The organism is Novosphingobium sp. G106 (assembly GCF_019075875.1).
In the GTDB taxonomy this organism is placed as follows: Bacteria; Pseudomonadota; Alphaproteobacteria; order Sphingomonadales; family Sphingomonadaceae; genus Novosphingobium.
Window position 1 is genome coordinate 584811 of the sequence record NZ_JAHOOZ010000001.1, and the last position, 15803, is coordinate 600613.

At 66.6% G+C, this 15803-nt stretch carries 15 protein-coding genes; 6 read left to right on the forward strand and 9 right to left on the reverse strand.

Annotated elements, in window-relative coordinates; translation table 11 throughout:
• Positions 1-5 precede the first annotated feature (5 nt).
• Entirely contained in the window at positions 6-3086 is a 3081-nt protein-coding gene (locus KRR38_RS02750; RefSeq protein ID WP_217398398.1) for a TonB-dependent receptor domain-containing protein, read from the reverse strand.
• A gap of 153 nt (positions 3087-3239) precedes the next feature.
• Between KRR38_RS02750 and KRR38_RS02755 the strand changes: the two genes are divergently transcribed.
• The 3 genes from KRR38_RS02755 to mtnP all read left to right on the forward strand — a co-directional run bounded on the left by KRR38_RS02755 (position 3240) and on the right by mtnP (position 5566).
• Positions 3240-4025, forward strand: coding sequence for an SDR family NAD(P)-dependent oxidoreductase (locus KRR38_RS02755; RefSeq protein ID WP_217398400.1), 786 nt, complete (start codon positions 3240-3242; stop codon positions 4023-4025).
• 79 nt (positions 4026-4104) lie between these two features.
• The gene (locus KRR38_RS02760) at positions 4105-4662 is read left to right on the forward strand and encodes a TetR/AcrR family transcriptional regulator (RefSeq protein ID WP_217407086.1); all 558 of its coding nucleotides are present in this window, start codon (positions 4105-4107) and stop codon (positions 4660-4662) included.
• Positions 4652-5566 (forward strand): S-methyl-5'-thioadenosine phosphorylase, encoded by a 915-nt coding sequence (gene mtnP / locus KRR38_RS02765; RefSeq protein WP_254514616.1) that lies wholly within the window; start codon positions 4652-4654, stop codon positions 5564-5566. The genes KRR38_RS02760 and mtnP overlap by 11 nt, the downstream gene beginning before the upstream one ends.
• Positions 5567-5646: 80 nt before the next feature.
• Here mtnP and KRR38_RS02770 read toward each other — a convergent pair whose 3' ends face one another.
• From KRR38_RS02770 to KRR38_RS02800, 7 genes are all read right to left on the reverse strand, one after another.
• Entirely contained in the window at positions 5647-6657 is a 1011-nt protein-coding gene (locus KRR38_RS02770) for a type II secretion system F family protein (RefSeq protein ID WP_217398402.1), read from the reverse strand.
• Positions 6658-6676: 19 nt separating this feature from the next.
• Entirely contained in the window at positions 6677-7648 is a 972-nt protein-coding gene (locus KRR38_RS02775; RefSeq protein WP_217398404.1) for a type II secretion system F family protein, read from the reverse strand.
• Positions 7649-7736: 88 nt separating this feature from the next.
• Complete coding sequence (locus KRR38_RS02780; RefSeq protein WP_217398406.1) at positions 7737-9017, reverse strand: pilus assembly protein CpaE; 1281 nt, start codon at positions 9015-9017, stop codon at positions 7737-7739.
• Between the two features lie 4 nt (positions 9018-9021).
• Positions 9022-9669 (reverse strand): CpaD family pilus assembly protein, encoded by a 648-nt coding sequence (locus KRR38_RS02785; RefSeq protein WP_217398408.1) that lies wholly within the window; start codon positions 9667-9669, stop codon positions 9022-9024.
• 14 nt (positions 9670-9683) lie between these two features.
• Positions 9684-11258 carry a type II and III secretion system protein family protein gene (locus tag KRR38_RS02790; RefSeq protein ID WP_254514617.1) on the reverse strand — a complete coding sequence of 525 codons (1575 nt, stop codon included), beginning with the start codon at positions 11256-11258 and terminating at the stop codon, positions 9684-9686.
• Positions 11259-11339: 81 nt separating this feature from the next.
• Positions 11340-12362 (reverse strand): Flp pilus assembly protein CpaB, encoded by a 1023-nt coding sequence (cpaB, locus tag KRR38_RS02795; RefSeq protein ID WP_217398412.1) that lies wholly within the window; start codon positions 12360-12362, stop codon positions 11340-11342.
• A gap of 71 nt (positions 12363-12433) precedes the next feature.
• Complete coding sequence (locus KRR38_RS02800; protein WP_217398414.1) at positions 12434-12922, reverse strand: prepilin peptidase; 489 nt, start codon at positions 12920-12922, stop codon at positions 12434-12436.
• Between the two features lie 86 nt (positions 12923-13008).
• Here KRR38_RS02800 and KRR38_RS02805 point away from each other — a divergent pair, with 86 nt between their 5' ends.
• Genes KRR38_RS02805 through KRR38_RS02815 form a run of 3 tightly spaced genes read left to right on the forward strand, consistent with a single transcriptional unit; the run spans position 13009 to position 15325 of the window.
• The gene (locus tag KRR38_RS02805; protein WP_309140959.1) at positions 13009-13995 is read left to right on the forward strand and encodes an alpha/beta hydrolase; all 987 of its coding nucleotides are present in this window, start codon (positions 13009-13011) and stop codon (positions 13993-13995) included.
• A 1-nt stretch (position 13996) separates the two neighbouring features.
• On the forward strand, positions 13997-15082 hold the full coding sequence (locus KRR38_RS02810; RefSeq protein WP_217398416.1) for an FAD-binding oxidoreductase: 1086 nt from the start codon (positions 13997-13999) through the stop codon (positions 15080-15082).
• Positions 15083-15142: 60 nt separating this feature from the next.
• On the forward strand, positions 15143-15325 hold the full coding sequence (locus KRR38_RS02815) for a DUF1508 domain-containing protein (RefSeq protein ID WP_217398419.1): 183 nt from the start codon (positions 15143-15145) through the stop codon (positions 15323-15325).
• A gap of 31 nt (positions 15326-15356) precedes the next feature.
• Here the strand turns inward: KRR38_RS02815 and rnhA are convergent, their stop codons facing one another.
• Positions 15357-15794 carry a ribonuclease HI gene (rnhA, locus tag KRR38_RS02820; protein WP_217407089.1) on the reverse strand — a complete coding sequence of 146 codons (438 nt, stop codon included), beginning with the start codon at positions 15792-15794 and terminating at the stop codon, positions 15357-15359.
• Positions 15795-15803 lie beyond the last annotated feature (9 nt).

Consider the following 15803-nt stretch of genomic DNA (forward strand, 5'->3'; position numbering starts at 1 on the left):
TGATCCTACCACTTCCTGGCGACGCCCACCGCGAAGCGGCGGCCGAGCGCGTCGTTGATCGAGAGCGGTATGACGTAGCCGAAATATTTCTGGCCGACTCTATCGAACAGATTGGTGACCGATAAGGTCAGCTTGTAGGAGGCGGCGTTAAAGAACAGCGCGCCATCGATAGTGGCGAAGCCGCCGAAGTGGTCGAACTCGCGCGTGTCGTTGGGGCTGTCGCCGCGCATGGTCAACGCCACGGCGCGGCCGCCGGTGTAGTTGACGAAAGCGCCGAAGCCCCAGGCCTCGGCGGCGTAGCGGATGCGGGCCTGGCCCTGCCAGTGCGGATCGCCGACGATGCCGTCCGACCGCGTCGGCGCGACACCTGTCAAGTCGATCAAGCGGTTGCGCAGGTTGAACAGGTCGCCGCCGATCGACAACGCGCCGGGGAGCCGGACGCCCGACAGTGCAGTGGTATAGTCGAGCGTCGCTTGCACGCCGCTCATCCTGATGCGCTTGCCGTTGACGTAGCCGAGCGTCACCGCCGGGTTCTGCGCATCAGAGACCACCTGGCCATTGCTGTCGCGGTGGATCAGCGAGCAGAAGGCGTTGCCGTTGGCCGGATCGGCTGAGTTGAAATCGGGATTGTCGAAGCAGCCCTGCGCGATCTGCGTCACGGTCAGGCTGGCGATCGGGTCGCTGATCTTGATGCTCACGTAGTCGATGGCAAGCGTGAACCCGGGCACGAAGCGGGGGCGCACCTGTGCGCCGTAAGTAAAGCTGTCGGCGCGCTCGTTGCGCAGGTTCGGGTTGCCGCCGCTGAAAGCGGGGACGCTGGCCGTCGCGGCGATCAAGGGCGTCGCATTGGGGTAGCGCGCAAGGAAGGCCGTGCAGTTCGCGCGGCGGATCGCAGGGACCGGGCCGGTGCCGATGTTCGCGGTCGAGCATAGGTCCATGACCGAAGTGTTGACCACGGCGCGCGGCGAATAGAGCTCGGTTATCGCGGGCGCGCGGAACGAGCGGGTGAAATTGCCGCGCAGCTCGACGTCGGCGATCGGTGCGAAGACCCCGCCGGCCGACCAGGCGGTGAAGCCGCCGTTGGCGCTGTTGTCGACGTGCCGGACGCGACCGAAAGCCGTCAGACGCGAGAACAGGGCGTTGTTCTCGGGCGTGATCAGCGGCAGCAGCACTTCGCCGAAGACCTCGTCGAGGTTGTAGCTGCCGGCCGTCGGCGCGACCGCGGCAGAGCGGCCCAGGCCGGCTTGCAGGAAGGCATCGGGGCTGAAGCGCGCCTTCTCCTCGTGGTGCTCGAAGCCGAGGTTGAAGCTGGCCGGATTGCCGAACAGGTCGAACGGCGAGCCGCCGATGTTGGCATTGATCACGATCTGCTCGAGCCGCGATTTCGAGACCGTGTCACGCAGGATGTAGCCGAGCGCCGCCTGCGACGGCGCGCCGTCGCCGAACAGGTTGAGCGGGACGCAGGCCGGATCGGCGATCGGGCGCTGGCCGGTGGGGAACCCCGTGACCGTCGGCGCCGTCACGCAAGCGATCTGGCCGTTTACCAGGCCGACGTTCACCGCATTGACGAAGCGCTGCTGGTCGATCGTCTGACCATAGTCGGTGAAATCGCTGCGGCCATAGTCGAGCGACACCTCGAACTTGTAGTCGCGCCCGCCGAGCGTCAGGCCGCCCTGGAGCCCCGCGACGCCGTGATAGACCTTGCTGTCCGACCGGCCCGACAGGTCGGCGAGATCGGCATTGACGCGGCTGAGCTGGAACGTGCTCGTATAGCCCAGCGCCGCGAGCTGCTGGCGGGCCTGCGTGGTCAGGAACGGATTGTCGGTGCGGAAGGTCAGCGGCGCGGAGGTGCCGCCGGGGAATTGCACCGCATTGAAGTTCGGCAGCTTGACCGGGAGGTCGGCCTGGCCGCTGTAGAACAGGCCGTCGGCGAAGAATTGCAGGCGGTCGGTAAGGTCATAGGTGAGCGACAGGCTGGTGTTGAGCCGGCGCAGGCTCGATGTCACGGCCAGGAAATCGTTGAGACTGAGGCCGTCGCCGCCCGAGGCCATGGCCGCCGCCGCCAGCACCCCGGGCACGGGCGCGCCGTAGATCACACCCTTGTCGTAAGGCACCAGCGCTCCGCCCGGGGCGAACTGGTAGCTATAGGCGCCGCTGCCGCTCGACAGCACGCCCCCGCGCGACACGGCCGGCAGTCTGAGATCCTTGATCAGAACCGAGCCCGGAAAGCCGTCGCTCAGGCTGTTGTTGAAACCGATGTTCGGATTGACCCGGCCGTCGTTCGCCGGCGTGCGTCCCGCTGGCCCGAGCGCGGCCACAAGGTTGAGCGCCGAGCAGACCCCGGTCTGGATCACGGTGCAAGGGTTGGTCGCATTGCCCAGGTTGGCGCGGTACGCCTCGCGCTGGCTGCCCGAGACTCCGCGTACCCGATCATAGCTGACCGCCGCGGTCACATTGCCGCGCCCGCCCGCGAAGTCGAAGCCGCCGGCCGCCGACAGGTTCCAGCGGAAATTGTCGCCGTCGCTGCTGACGCCGCTGGTCGCACGCGTTTCCAGCCCGGTCAGCCGGCGTTTGAGCACGAGGTTGACCGTGCCCGCGATCGCGTCGGTGCCATAGACCGGCGCGCCGCCGATCGAGACGCGCTCGACCCGGTCCACCAGGATCGAAGGGATGACGTTGAGATCGACCTGGGTGCCGGGTGTCGCATTGCCGAGCACGCTGGGCACGTTCGAGCTGACCACGCGTCGCCCGTTCACCAGGGTCAGCGTGCGGTTCGAGCCCAGCCCGTAGAGGTTGATGAAATTCACCCCCTGGCCGAAGCTCGCCTGGTCGCCCGCTGGCGTGATCGAGCCGCGATAGCCGGGCAGCTCGTTGAGCGCGTCGGCGACATTGGTTAGCGCACGGTCGGTGAGATAGTCCGCGCCGATGGTGGCGAGGGGTTCGGTCCCGGCCACTTCTGGCTGGTCGATGCGCGATCCGGTCACGACGATCGCGGTGTCGCGTTCCCCGGCCTGCGCCGCCGTGGGAAGGCAGGTTGCAAGCAAGGCGATACGGCACAAGGCCGCGCGCGCTGTTGGTGAGTCCAAGGACTCGACTCCCTGTTTTACATTATGCGGCCCGGCGGCTTTATGCGGGACTGCGCGAGAAGTGCAATCTCATTGACCGGTTGCATCGCGCCGTTTAACCGGCTGCTTAAATCGCACTTTCAGCGCCCCGGCGCGAACCAGAAGGAGTTCTGCATGAAGCTCGACAGCAGCATTGCCGCCGTCGTCACCGGCGCCGCCTCGGGCCTGGGTGCCGCCACTGCCCGCGCGCTTGCCGCGCAGGGCGTCAAGGTCGCCATCTTCGACTTGCAGGAAGAGAAGGGCAAGGCGATCGCCGAGGAGATCGGCGGCATCTTCTGCGAGTGCAACGTGACTTCGGACGAGAGCGTGGACGCGGCTTTCGCCAAGGCCCGCGCCGCTCACGGCCAGGAGCGCATCCTGGTCAACTGCGCCGGTATCGGCAATGCGATCAAGACGGTCAGCCGCGACAAGGAAACCGGTGCGATCAAGCACTTCCCGCTCGATGCCTTCAACTTCGTCATCCAGATCAACCTCGTCGGCACCTTCCGCGTGCTCGCCAAGTCGGCGGCGGGCATGTTGACCGTCGATCCGATCACCGAGGACGGTGAGCGCGGCGTGATCATCAACACCGCTTCGGCCGCGGCCGAGGACGGCCAGATCGGCCAGGCGGCCTATGCCACCTCGAAGGCCGGCGTGGTCGGCATGACCTTGCCCGTCGCGCGCGACCTGATGAACGAGGGCATCCGCGTCAACACGATCCTGCCGGGCATCTTCTTCACCCCGCTGATGATGTCGCTGCCCGAGAAGGCGCGCGACGTGCTCAACGCCTCGGTGCCGTTCCCCAAGCGCATGGGCCAGCCCGAGGAATATGCCAAGCTGGCGCTGGCGATGATCGACAACCCCTACATGAACGGCGAGGACGTCCGCCTCGACGGCGCCATCCGCATGCCGCCGCGCTGATGCAGATCTAGTGGCCGAAGCCGATCTCGGCGCGCCGGCGGGCGCTCGGGCGCAGCTGCTCGACACGGCGAGTGCGATCATGCGCGAAGGCGACGTGATCGACATCTCGCTGTCCGAGCTGTCGCTGCGCTCGGGGCTCAATTCGGCTTTAGTGAAATACTATTTCGGCAACAAGGCGGGGCTGCTCAAGGCCCTGCTCGACCGCGACTGGCAGGCGATCGTCACCAGCGTCGACGCGTTGATCCACAAGGACGGGTGGGGCCCCGAGGCGAAGCTGCGGCGGCACATCTCGAAGGTCGTCGATACCTTCTACCAGGTGCCCTACCTGAACCGCCTGACCATGCGGCTCGTGCGCGAGAGCGACGATTCCGAAGCGCGGCGCATTGCCGATTGCTACCTCTCGCCGATGTACCATGCCTACGAGGTGCTGATCGAGGCGGGGGTCAAGGAAGGTGTCTTCCGCCCCGTCGATCCCCAGCTGTTCTATTTCACCGTCACCGGTGCGGTCGACCGCTTCTTCTCGGCGCGGCTCGTGCTCAAGCACTGTTTCGACCAGGATACGTTGACCGAGGAGCTGCGCGACCGCTATCGCCAGCACACCGTCGACATCATCATGGCAGGTATCCTTGCACGCTGAAGATCAGGATTCCGCGGAACCCAACCGCTGGGAGAAGCCCGACCGCTGGCACATCGGCATCATCGGCGGCTCCGGCCTCGCCGACGGCGTCGGCCTCGACGACGCGCAGGAAATCACGGTCAAGAGCCCCTTTGGCGAGCCTTCCGGCCCGGTCACGGTGGGCAAGCTCGGCGGTCTGCGTTTCACCTTCCTGGCGCGGCATGGAGCGGGGCACCGCATCCCGCCGAACGAGATCAACTACCGCGCCAATATCGACGTGCTCAAGCGCTGCGGCGTGACCGACGTGCTGGCGCTGTCCGCCATCGGTTCGTTGCGCGAGGAACTGGCGCCTGGTCACTTCGTCGCGGTCGACCAGTTCATCGACCGGACCGTCCATCGCGGCCACAGCTTCTTCGGCCCCGGCCTCGTCGCCCATGTCAGCCTGGCCGATCCGATCTGCCCGTCGCTGGCCGAGCTCGCCGCCGGCGCCGCCGAGCAGGTCGGCGCGACCGTGCACCGCGGCGGCTGCTATCTCGCGATGGAAGGCCCGCAGTTCTCGACCAGGGCCGAGAGCAAGATGTACCGCCAGTGGGGCGCGGATGTGATCGGCATGACCGCGATGCCCGAGGCGCGTCTCGCCCGCGAGGCCGAGCTTCCCTACGCGCTGCTCGGCATGGTCACCGATTACGATTCCTGGCGCGAGGAAGAGGAAGGCGTCGACATCGCCGAGATCCTCGAAGTCATGCACGCCAATGCCGCCACCGCGCGCGATACCGTGCGCGCCCTCGCGGCGGCGCTGCCCGAACGGCGGCCGGCAAACCCGATCGACCGGGCGCTGGACTACGCGCTGATCACGGCGCCCGCCGGGCGCGACCGGCAACTGATGGCCAGGCTCGACGCCGTAGCGGGCAGGGTGCTGGGCTGACGCTTCCGCAGGCCTAAAAGAACTCGGCCTCCCCGCAGCTTGTCGCTGCGAGAAGGCCGGTCTCCCGTAGGTCTTGGTCTTTAGTGGCTGCCGGGACCGCCGCCCGAGAAGGCGTCGCCGATCGAGCAGGCCGCGGGGCCGAGGATGACGATGAACAGCACCGGCAGGATGAACAGGATCAGCGGCACGGTCATGATCGCCGGCAGACGCGCGGCCTTTTCCTCGGCGCGCATCATGCGGTCGTTGCGGAATTCGGCCGAGAGCACGCGCAGCGCCGATGCCAGCGGCGTACCGTAGCGCTCGGTCTGGATCATCGTCGTGACCACGCCCTTCACCGCCTCGAGGTTGACGCGGTAGGCGAGGTTCTCGAAGGCCGAGCGACGGTCGGTGAGGAAGGCCAGCTCGATCGAGGTCAGGGTGAATTCGTCGCCCAGTTCGGGATAGGCGCGGCCGAGTTCGCGGGCGACGCGGTTGAACGCGGCATCGACGGTCAGGCCGGCTTCGGCGCAGATCACCAGCAGGTCGAGCGCATCGGGCAGGCCCTTGCGGATCGCGTCGGTGCGCTTCGAGATCAGGTTCTGCACCCAGAGGTCCGGGCCCTTGTAGGAAAGGCAGGCGATGAACGCGAAGAGCATGAACTTCTTGAAGCTGCCCCATTCGGGGAAGTAGTTGACCCAGTAGATCATGATCGCGGCGAAGCCGCCGAGCACGATCGGCAGGACCATGCGCGCGAAGATGACCGCGACGGCATATTCCTTCTTGCGGATGCCGGCCTGGGCGAGCTTCTGCTGGACCTGCTTGACCTGGCTTTCCTGCAGCACCTTCAGCGACGACAGCGTGTCGCGCATGCGGTCGGTGGTCTCATTCTTGCGGATGAGGCTGGCGCGCTTGCGCGGCGAGGCGACGATGCCGGCCTTGAGCTGCTCGCGGCGCTCGTTGAGCGCCTTGACGCGGCGGGCCATCGGATCGCGCACGGTGATCGCGGTATAGATCGCGAAAAGGACGGCCATCGAGGCGATCGCGGCAAGAATCGTCGCGACCCAGATGACGTCGAAGCCAAGGAGCGTGGGTCCGGGCGGTGTGTTCAACATGATGTCTGCCGTCCCTCGCTCAGATCTCGAAGCTGACCATCTTGGCCATGATGAATGCGCCGATGCTCATCCAGGTAAGGCCGCCGAGGCCCGCCACGATCAGCCGGTCCTCGGTGAAGAAGCCGCCGATGTAGGTGGGGTTGATGTAGTAGATCATGCCGAAGACGATGAACGGCAGGCTACCCACGATATAGGCCGAGGCCTTCGATTCCGAGCTCATCGCCTTGATCTTGAGCTTCATCTGCGCGCGCATGCGCAGCACGTTCGCCAGGTTCGACAGCGTTTCGGCGAGGTTGCCGCCGGTCTCGCGCTGGATCGCCAGGGTGATGCAGAAGAAGCTGAATTCGGGCGTGTTGAGGCGGTCGGCAGTTTCCTGCAGTGCCTCTTCCATGGTCCGGCCGATCTTGATGCGTTCGATGACCAGCTTGAATTCCTGGCCCACGGGCCCGGGTACTTCCTGGGCGACTACGCCGAGCGTCTCGGTCACCGGCAGACCCGAGCGCAGGCCGCGGACGAGCAGCTCGATCGCGTCGGGGAACTTGGTGGTGAACTTTTCGCTGCGCCGCTTGATGAAGAAATTGACCGTCATGTGCGGAACGCCGGCACCGACCAGCAGACCGACGCCGAGCGCCAGCGCCGGCGCACCCGACTTGAGCAGGATGAGCACGGTCACCGTCAGCGCGAGGCCGACCGAGGCATAGACGTACTGCTGGAGCGTCCAGCCCTTGCCGGTCCGGTGCAGGCGCAGGGCCAGAGCCTCGATCCGCGAACTGGAGCCGGCGATCTGATGGAGCTTCGGCTTGCGCGCGGCGACGGCCTTCTTGAGCTGCGCTTCGACCTTGTCGATCGTGTTCTCGGAGTGGCGATAGCGCACCGCCTGCAGGCGCCGCGCGCTCTCCTTGGCCACGGAAGGCCCGGAGAAGGCATAAGCCACCAAGCCAAGCGTGGCCGTGAGGCCGAATGCAATGAGCAGTATCTGGAACAGGCTCATCGGCGCGTACCGCCTTCCTTTTCATTGCTGCCCGCGGCGTTCGAAGCCGCGAGCTCCTGCGGCCGCATGGCCGCAGGCGTTGTCACGATCAGGCCGGCTGCGAAGCCTTGGCCGGGGCCTTCTTCAGCATCGACTTGAGGTCGATCTTGCCGAGAAGCGACTTCTTGGCCGGAGCAGCGCCGTCGTCGGCAGCGATGTCGCTCGCACCCATAACCATCTTGGCGATGTCGCGGATTGTGCCGCTCGCCTTGCTGGCGCGGTTCGCTTCGCAGAAGGTCTGCCCCAGCTTTGCGGCATTGGCGGCGGCCTTGAGGTCGTAGGAGACGCTGTAGCCGATATTGCGCTCGATCGAGCTCTCGAAGTCGGCCTTGCTGATCTCGCCGACGCCCGGCTGCACCTTGTTGGCGACGACCACGACGTGCGCGTGCGCGGCGTTGGTCTTGAGCCAGGAGAGCAGGCGGATCGTGTCGCGCGCCGAAGCCAGCGTCAGCTCGGTGACGATCAGGATCACGTTCACGTCGTTGAGCAGCTGCGGGAAGTTGATCAGCATGTTGCGCGGCAGGTCGATCACGGTCATCTCGAACGCGTGACGGAACTCTTCCTCGAGCTGAAGGAAGGCTGCGCCGTCGGTCATCAGCGGCGAGTTGATCGGCGCTTCGGCGGACAGGATCGCGAGATTGTCGTTGGCGCGGATCATCGCGCGCTCGATGAACAGTCCGTCGATGCGGCTCGGGTTCTCGATCGCGTCGGTCAGGCCGCGGCCCGGCTCGAGGTCGAGCGAGAGCGCGCCGGTGCCGAAATGGATGTCGAGATCGAGCAGTGCAGTCGGCAGCTTGTTGTCGGCGCTGAACAGCCAGGCGAGCGAGGTCGCCAGGGTCGAGGCCCCGACGCCGCCGCGCGTGCCGATCACTGCGGTCGAGATGTGCTGCTTGGCCGAGGCTGCGTCGGTGAACTTCGGCGCCGAGAACACAGCCTGGGCATTGACCAGCGCATCGCGCAGCAGGCCGGGCTGCAGCGGTTTGAGCAGATAGTCGTGGATGCCGCTGGCAAGCAGGTCGCGGTAGAGGCGCACGTCGTTGACCTGGCCGATCGCGATCACGACCGTGCCGGGTTCGCAGACTTCGGCCAGGGCGTTGATGTCGTTCAGCGGATCGCCGCTTTCCGACAGGTCGACCAGGAGAATGTTGGGGCTAGCCGAGATCGACAGCGCCTGGACGGCGTTGCGCAGGCCGCCCTTGTTGCACTTCTCCGGCGCCCAGCCCATTTCGACCGCGACGGGGCGCAGTACGTCGAGTGAGGCCTCGTCGCAGATGAAAGCAGCATAGGGGTCACGCCCGCCGGCCGCTCCGGATTTCCACGGTGCGTTCATTGGATCATTCCCCCTTCGTGCTGTTCTGCTTGAGGCCGCCGGTGCCCGTGGGCGCCTGGCTGCGGTAGGCGCCAATCGCCTTGTTCGAGCTCATCACCAGCGTATCGCTGTTGGTCGTCTCACCCTTCAGCAGGTGCTCGGGGTTGGCGACCATCGCGGCAAGATTGCTGTTCGTCGCGCAGCCGTAGTTGGAGCTGGTGGCGTTGTTCGGATTGAAGTCGTTCTTGGCGGACCAGTCGGGGCAACCGGGGACGGATGCCTTCGAGCGGGTCACGATGATCCGGGCGTTGCCTGCCGCGACGCTGCCCGTGGTCGGGGCGTCTTCGCTGACGATCAGGCCATAGCGCCCGGCCAGCTGCGCGATCGCAACGCGGGTCGCTTCGCTCTGGAGCGGATCGTCGATCGAGATGCGATCGCCGTACTTCAGGTCCATGGCTTCGAACCAGCCAGCGACACGGCTCTGCTCGGGATAGGACAGGCCACTGGGACTGGCCGAGACGTCGAGCGTGTAGTTGACCCGCTCGACCACCGGCTGGTGGATCGACTCGAGCGAGGCGTTGTTCGCAATGCCACCGCAGCCGCCGAGAGTCAGGCCGAGCGAGAGAGCGAGGGCAGCGCCGAAGGTCTTCGGCGATCGGTAAAGGGAAGTCATCGTGCGAACCTCTCTCACTTAAGGTTGAAGCCGGGCGCGGGCACTTCCGCCGCGGCGCTGCGCTTGCTCGAACTGCCCGGCATAGGGGCGGGCGTCGCTTCGCCGACGGCGGGAGCGTTGCGTTCCTGCGGCGCCGCGCTGGGCAGGGGCCGCTGGACGCCGCTCTTGCCGTCGGACTCCTGGTTGCCGAGGATGCGCTGCAGCTCGTTAGGCGCGTTGTAACCATCCGTGGGCAGCTTGATGTCCTTGGCGTCGACCGGATTGACCAGGTACGGCGTCACGACGATCACCAGCTCGGTTTCGCCCTTCTGGAAGCTCGTCGAACGGAACAGGGCACCCAGGATCGGCAGGTCGCCGGCACCGGGCATCTTCTTGATCGCGTTCTGCGACGAGTTCTTCATCAGACCGGCGATCATGAAGCTCTGGCCCGAGCCCAGCTCCACCGTCGTTTCCGTGCGACGCACGGTCAGCGCCGGGACCTGGAAGCCGTTGAGCACGATCGCGCCTTCGCTCGACAGCTCGGACACTTCCGGGCGGACGCGCAGCGAGATGCGGCCATTGGCGAGCACCGTCGGCGTGTAGGACAGGCTGACACCGAACTTCTTGTATTCGATCGAGGTCGAGCCGAGGCCCTGGCTGAGCGGGATCGGGAACTCGCCGCCGGCGAGGAAGTCGGCGGTTTCGCCCGACAACGCGGTCAGGTTCGGCTGGGCCAGTGTCGAGACGAGGCCGATGTTCTCACCCGCGTCGAGCGTGCCGAGAATGTCGAGACCGAGGAAGCGGCCCAGGCCGGCAACGGTATTGAGGCCACCCGTAGCCTGGGTGACGTTGGTACCGGGCATCTGCACGACCGCACCGGTGATCGGGTTGATGGTATAGCCCTGGACGCTCTGGCCGATGCCGAGCGGCAGGTTGGGATCGGTGGTGATGAACGAACTGGCCGCGCGGCCCTGGCCGTAGCCGAACTTGAAGCCGCCGCTGCCGTCGATCGTCGTGATGTTGGAGGCAAGCTGCTTGACCATCGTGCGGCTGACTTCGGCGAAGCGGACCTGCAGGTTCACCTGCAGCGGCGTCGCGGTCTTCAGGCGGCTGACGATATTGACTTCGCCGGGGGTCTTGCCGCCGACGAAAGCCTGGACCAGCCGTTCGGCTTCGGCCGCATCCTCGGGGGAGGCGACGGTGCCGGTCAGCAGGTAGGTGCCGGTACCCATGGTCGCGACGCCGACTTTGGCGTCGGGCATGGCGAGGCGGAGCATCTGGTCGATGGAGTCGATGTTCGAGCCGACGCGGACGTTGGCCGACCAGACGATGTCGCCCTGGGCGTTGCTGGCATAGACCGTGGTCTCGCCGCCGGCCTTGCCGAAGACGTAGAGCTGGCGGCCGGACTTGACCTCGACGTCGGCGACCGCGTCGTTGGCGACGAAGACGTCGGTCATCGGGCCGCCGGTGGTCACGAGCTGGCCGCGGCCAATCGAGAGAACCATGTCGTTGGCCGGGCGCATGACCGACGGCGGCGGCGCGGCAAGGGCCGGCGCGGCGGCGGCGAGCGGTGCTGCGGCACAGGCGGCCGTCAGCAGGGAACGGATCATGCGGCGGTTCATGCTATTGCCCCCAAGTGGCAAGAAATGCTAGACGAATGCTTGGCGTGTTTGCCGGTGTGCAGGCTCATCTCAGTTCCTTCCCACCGACACGACTTCGGTGCTCTTGCCACGCGTCACGCGGACCGTCGGACCGAGCCGGACCGGAATGCCCGTGGCCGTCATGGCCGGAGCGGCGGCCATCTGACGGGCCATCTGCTGGTCGCGCGCGGCCGGTACCGTGCTGCGCTGGAAGCGCGAGACGTCGCCGCCGGTCTGGAAGGTCGTCGGACCCTCGACCGGGCGGTTCAGCGCCTGGCTCAGGATGCGATCTTCCTGTTCCTTGCTCGCGCCCTCGGGCAGCTTGACGGCACCCGACGCGACCATCTTGTCGAGTTCGGACTGGTTGTCGGCGAGCGAGCGCAGCGACAGGCTGAGCTGACCGATCGTCTCGGCGACGGTGACCTTCTCGGCGATGCGCGGCGTGACTTCGAGCGTCACGGTGCTCGAGGTGCGGACCACCGATTTGCCTTCGACGGTCTCGGTCGAGGTCGCCTGGTCGGTCGCGAGGACGCGCAGGTTCTTGAGGATCGTCTCGGAAGCCTTGAGCTGCTGGCCGTCGCCGCCACCCTTGACCGACTGGGTCAGGACGAGGTCGACATGGTCGCCCGGGAAGACGAAGCCGGCGACGCCGGTCTTGGCCGAGACAGGAATGGTGATGGCGCGCATGCCCGGTCCGAGCGCAGCGGCGAGGAAGCCGCGGTCGCCCGGCGCGACGAGCGCACCCTGGGTGAGGGGCTGGCCGGCGGTGACCGGATAGCGCACGACTGTGCCGAGCAGCTTAGACATGTCGGCTTCGCCATCGATGAAGTAGGCGTCCTGCACCATGTCCTTCGGCCAGGCCTGATAGGAGACGGAGTCGGCCGTGATAATCGTGCCGACCGGAAGAGCGCGCTGAGCGACCAGGACCTTCGGTCCCTTGGCTTCCGGCGCCGCTGCCGCCGCGGCGGATGCCTGCGGTGCCGCTGCGCCGACAAACAGGGTGCGCGCGCCAAGGGCCGTTCCGACCGCTATGACCAGCGCTACCAGCAGCAGCGTCAGCTTTTTCTTGTCCATGGCTAGACTAGCCCCCTCGAAAAGTGCCCAAGTTCCCGTAGAAATCGGGCATATTGGTTAAGATCAGGTTGTCACCCGAACAGACCGGCGTTTTGCAGCGACGGAACGTATTGGCTGGCCAGTGCCCAGAGGCCTGCGCCGGAGATGGCGATGCCGTAGGGAATGGCCGGTTTGTCCTTGCGGCGGGTGGCGAAATGCCAGGCCCCGAAGATTATGGTCAGCACTCCGCCGGCTACCGCCATGACGAAAATGAGCTGGGCGAACCAGAAGGGCTGAATCCACAGCGCCAGCGCCGTCAGCAGCTTGACATCGCCCCCGCCCATCCAGCCGAGCGCGAAAAGGCCCGCGAAAATAACGAATGATCCCAGCGTGATAGCGATCTGCCAGCCGATCTGGCCGAGCGACAGGCCCATGGCCAGCCAGAATAGCGGTGCGCCCAGCGCGATCGCGGCATTGAGCCAGTTGTCGATCTGGCGGCGGCGCAGGTCGGTCACGGCAGCGACCAGCAGCGCGATTGCCAAGGCGGTCAGCAGTCCGTAAGTGATAACCCCGCCTTGCATGCAAGAATGCCCCAAATACCCCGGGAACATCTAGCCCACATGGCTTACCAAAAAGTAACCAACGACCGCAGGACGGATTTAGCCAAGTGAGCCTGGACACGGTCTGCGAGGCGGCAGAAAAGGATCTGGGGGCAAACGATCGCCGTGCCATAGCGGCCGATGCGCGCGAGTCCCGCTGGCTGGCCGCCGACGGCCACGCCATCCGCCGGATCGACTGGGCGGAGCCAGCCGGGAAGCCCCGCGGCTCGATCCTGTTCATGCCCGGACGCGGCGATGCCTACGAGAAATACCTCGAGACGCTGGGTTACTGGCATGCGCAGGGCTGGCGGGTCACCGCGGCAGACTGGCGTGGGCAGGCGGGCTCGGGCCGGCTCGGCACCGATGCGGTAACCGGCCATGTCGACGACTTCGCGATCTGGATAGCTGATCTTGCCCGGTTCTGGGCAGAGTGGAAGAAAGAGACGCCGGGGCCGCATGTGCTCGTGGGGCACTCGATGGGCGGGCACCTGGTGCTTCGCGCGCTGGTCGAACGCAAGGTCGATCCCGAAGCGCTGGTCATGACCGCGCCGATGCTCGGGCTGCACCCGCGCTTCGTGCCTTCGGGCGTGCTCCTGGCTGCGGCGCAGCTGATGAGCGTGCTCGGCGACCCGCGCCGGCCGGCCTGGAAATGGAGCGAGAAGCCTGGCCAATTGCCGCGCGGCCGGGCCAACCTGCTGACCCATGACGCCGAGCGCTATGCCGACGAGCACTGGTGGCGCGAGGTGCGGCCCGAGCTCGTCATGGGGCCGGGCTCGTGGGGCTGGACTCGCGCGGCAATCGCTTCGATCCGGCTGCTCGAACGGCCCGGCGCGCTCGAAAGCGTTCAGACGCCGGTGCTGATCCTGGCGACCGATGCCGACCGCCTCGTCGAATACGGTGCGATCGAGCGAGCCGCCCAGCGGCTACCGCATGCTAAACTGATCCGCTTCGGCGCCGAGGCGCGCCACGAGATCCTGCGCGAGGCCGATGCCGTACGCGATGTCGCGCTCGCGGCGATCGGCGATTTTCTCGACCGCACCGCGCCGGCGCGCTGACATGAGCGGCCAGTACGACATCGCCATTGTCGGCGCGGGCATGGCCGGCGCCTCGCTCGCCGCGGTGCTGGGGAACCGCGTGCGGGTACTGCTGCTCGAAGCCGAGGATCGGCCCGGGTACCATGCCACCGGCCGCTCTGCAGCGTTCTGGACCGAGAGCTACGGCGGCCCCGGAGTGCAGCCGCTGACCACGGCCTCCGGCGTCTTTCTAGAGGAAAACGGCTTTCTCAGCCCGCGCGGCGCACTGACGATCGCTCGGGCAGGGCAGGAGGCCGAACTGGAACTGTTCGCTGCCAGCTTCGCCGCACTCGGCGTGCGCGTCGAGATGTTGGGGCGGGCCGGCCTGGAGGCGAAGATACCTGGCCTCAGACCCGGCTGGACGCTGGGCGCCTTCGAGCCCGACTGCCGCGACATCGACGTCGCCGGCCTGCACCAGCACTACCTCGCCACGGCGAAACGCGCCGGGACCGAGCTCCGGTGCTCGGCGCGGCTGGCCGGGGCTGCGGAGCACGCCGGCGGCTGGCACCTGCGGCTCGACGACGGGCGCGAGGCTGCGGCCACGATCCTCGTGAACGCGGCCGGGGCCTGGGCCGACCCGGTGGCCGAAATGGCGGGCGTCCGGCCGCTCGGCATTGCCCCGTTCCGCCGCACGATCGCCCAATTGCGCGTCGCGCCGGCGGTTCCGGACGACCTGCCGCTGGTGCTCGACCTCGCCGAGCGCTTCTATTTCAAGCCCGACGCCGGCCGGCTCTGGCTCAGCCCGCACGACGAAACGCCCAGCCCGCCCTGCGATGCCGCGCCCGAGGAAATCGATGTCGCGACGGCCATCGCGCGGCTGGAGGAGGTGACCGACTGGGCGGTCGAGCGCGTCGAGCACCGCTGGGCCGGCCTGCGCAGCTTCGCGCCCGATCGCCTGCCGGTCTATGGTTTCGATCCCGCCGTCCCGCGTTACTTCTGGTTCGCCGGCCAGGGTGGCTTCGGCATTCAGACTGCGCCCGCCGCTGCCGATCTGGCCGCGCGGCTGTTGTGCGGCGATCCGCCCGGTGCAGTCGATCCGACGCCTTATGCGCCAGATCGGTTCAGCTAGCGTAAAAGCAGATTTGCGTTAGATTGCCCTCGGGATTCACAGGTAGCGAGGAGACCCAGGATGGCGCACCGTTTCGAAATCCGGAAGAACAAGGCCGGCGAGTTCGTCGCTTATTTCTGTCACAATTCGGAATCGATCTTCTGGACCGAAGGCTATTCGAGCAAGGCGAGCGCGAAGAACGCCATCGAATCCATCCTCAAGAACGGCCCCGGTGCCGAAGTGGTCGACAAGAGCGACGCCTGATTTCTCGAAACCTCCCCGGTGACGGGGAGGTTTACTTGCCCACGCTGAGCGCTGCGGCGCTCGCAAGCTGGTCGGCGCGTTCGTTTTCCGGATGCCCGGCGTGGCCCTTGACCCATTCCCAGCTGACCTGGTGCTGCTGCGCCGCGTCGATCAGCTCGTGCCACAGGTCGGCATTGCGCACCGGCTGCTTGCTGGCGTTGATCCAGCCGTTGCGTTTCCAGCCGTGCACCCATTTGGTGATGCCATCGATGACGTACTTGCTGTCGGTGTAGAGCGTCACTTCGCAAGGCTCGATCAGCGCGCGCAGGCCCTTGATCACCGCGGTCATTTCCATGCGGTTGTTCGTGGTCTGCGCTTCGGAGCCCGACATTTCCTTTTCGTGCGGCCCCATGCGCAGGATCGCGCCCCAGCCGCCCGGGCCGGGATTGCCCTTGCAGGCGCCGTCGGTGAATACTTCCACTTTCTTCAGGGCTCTGTC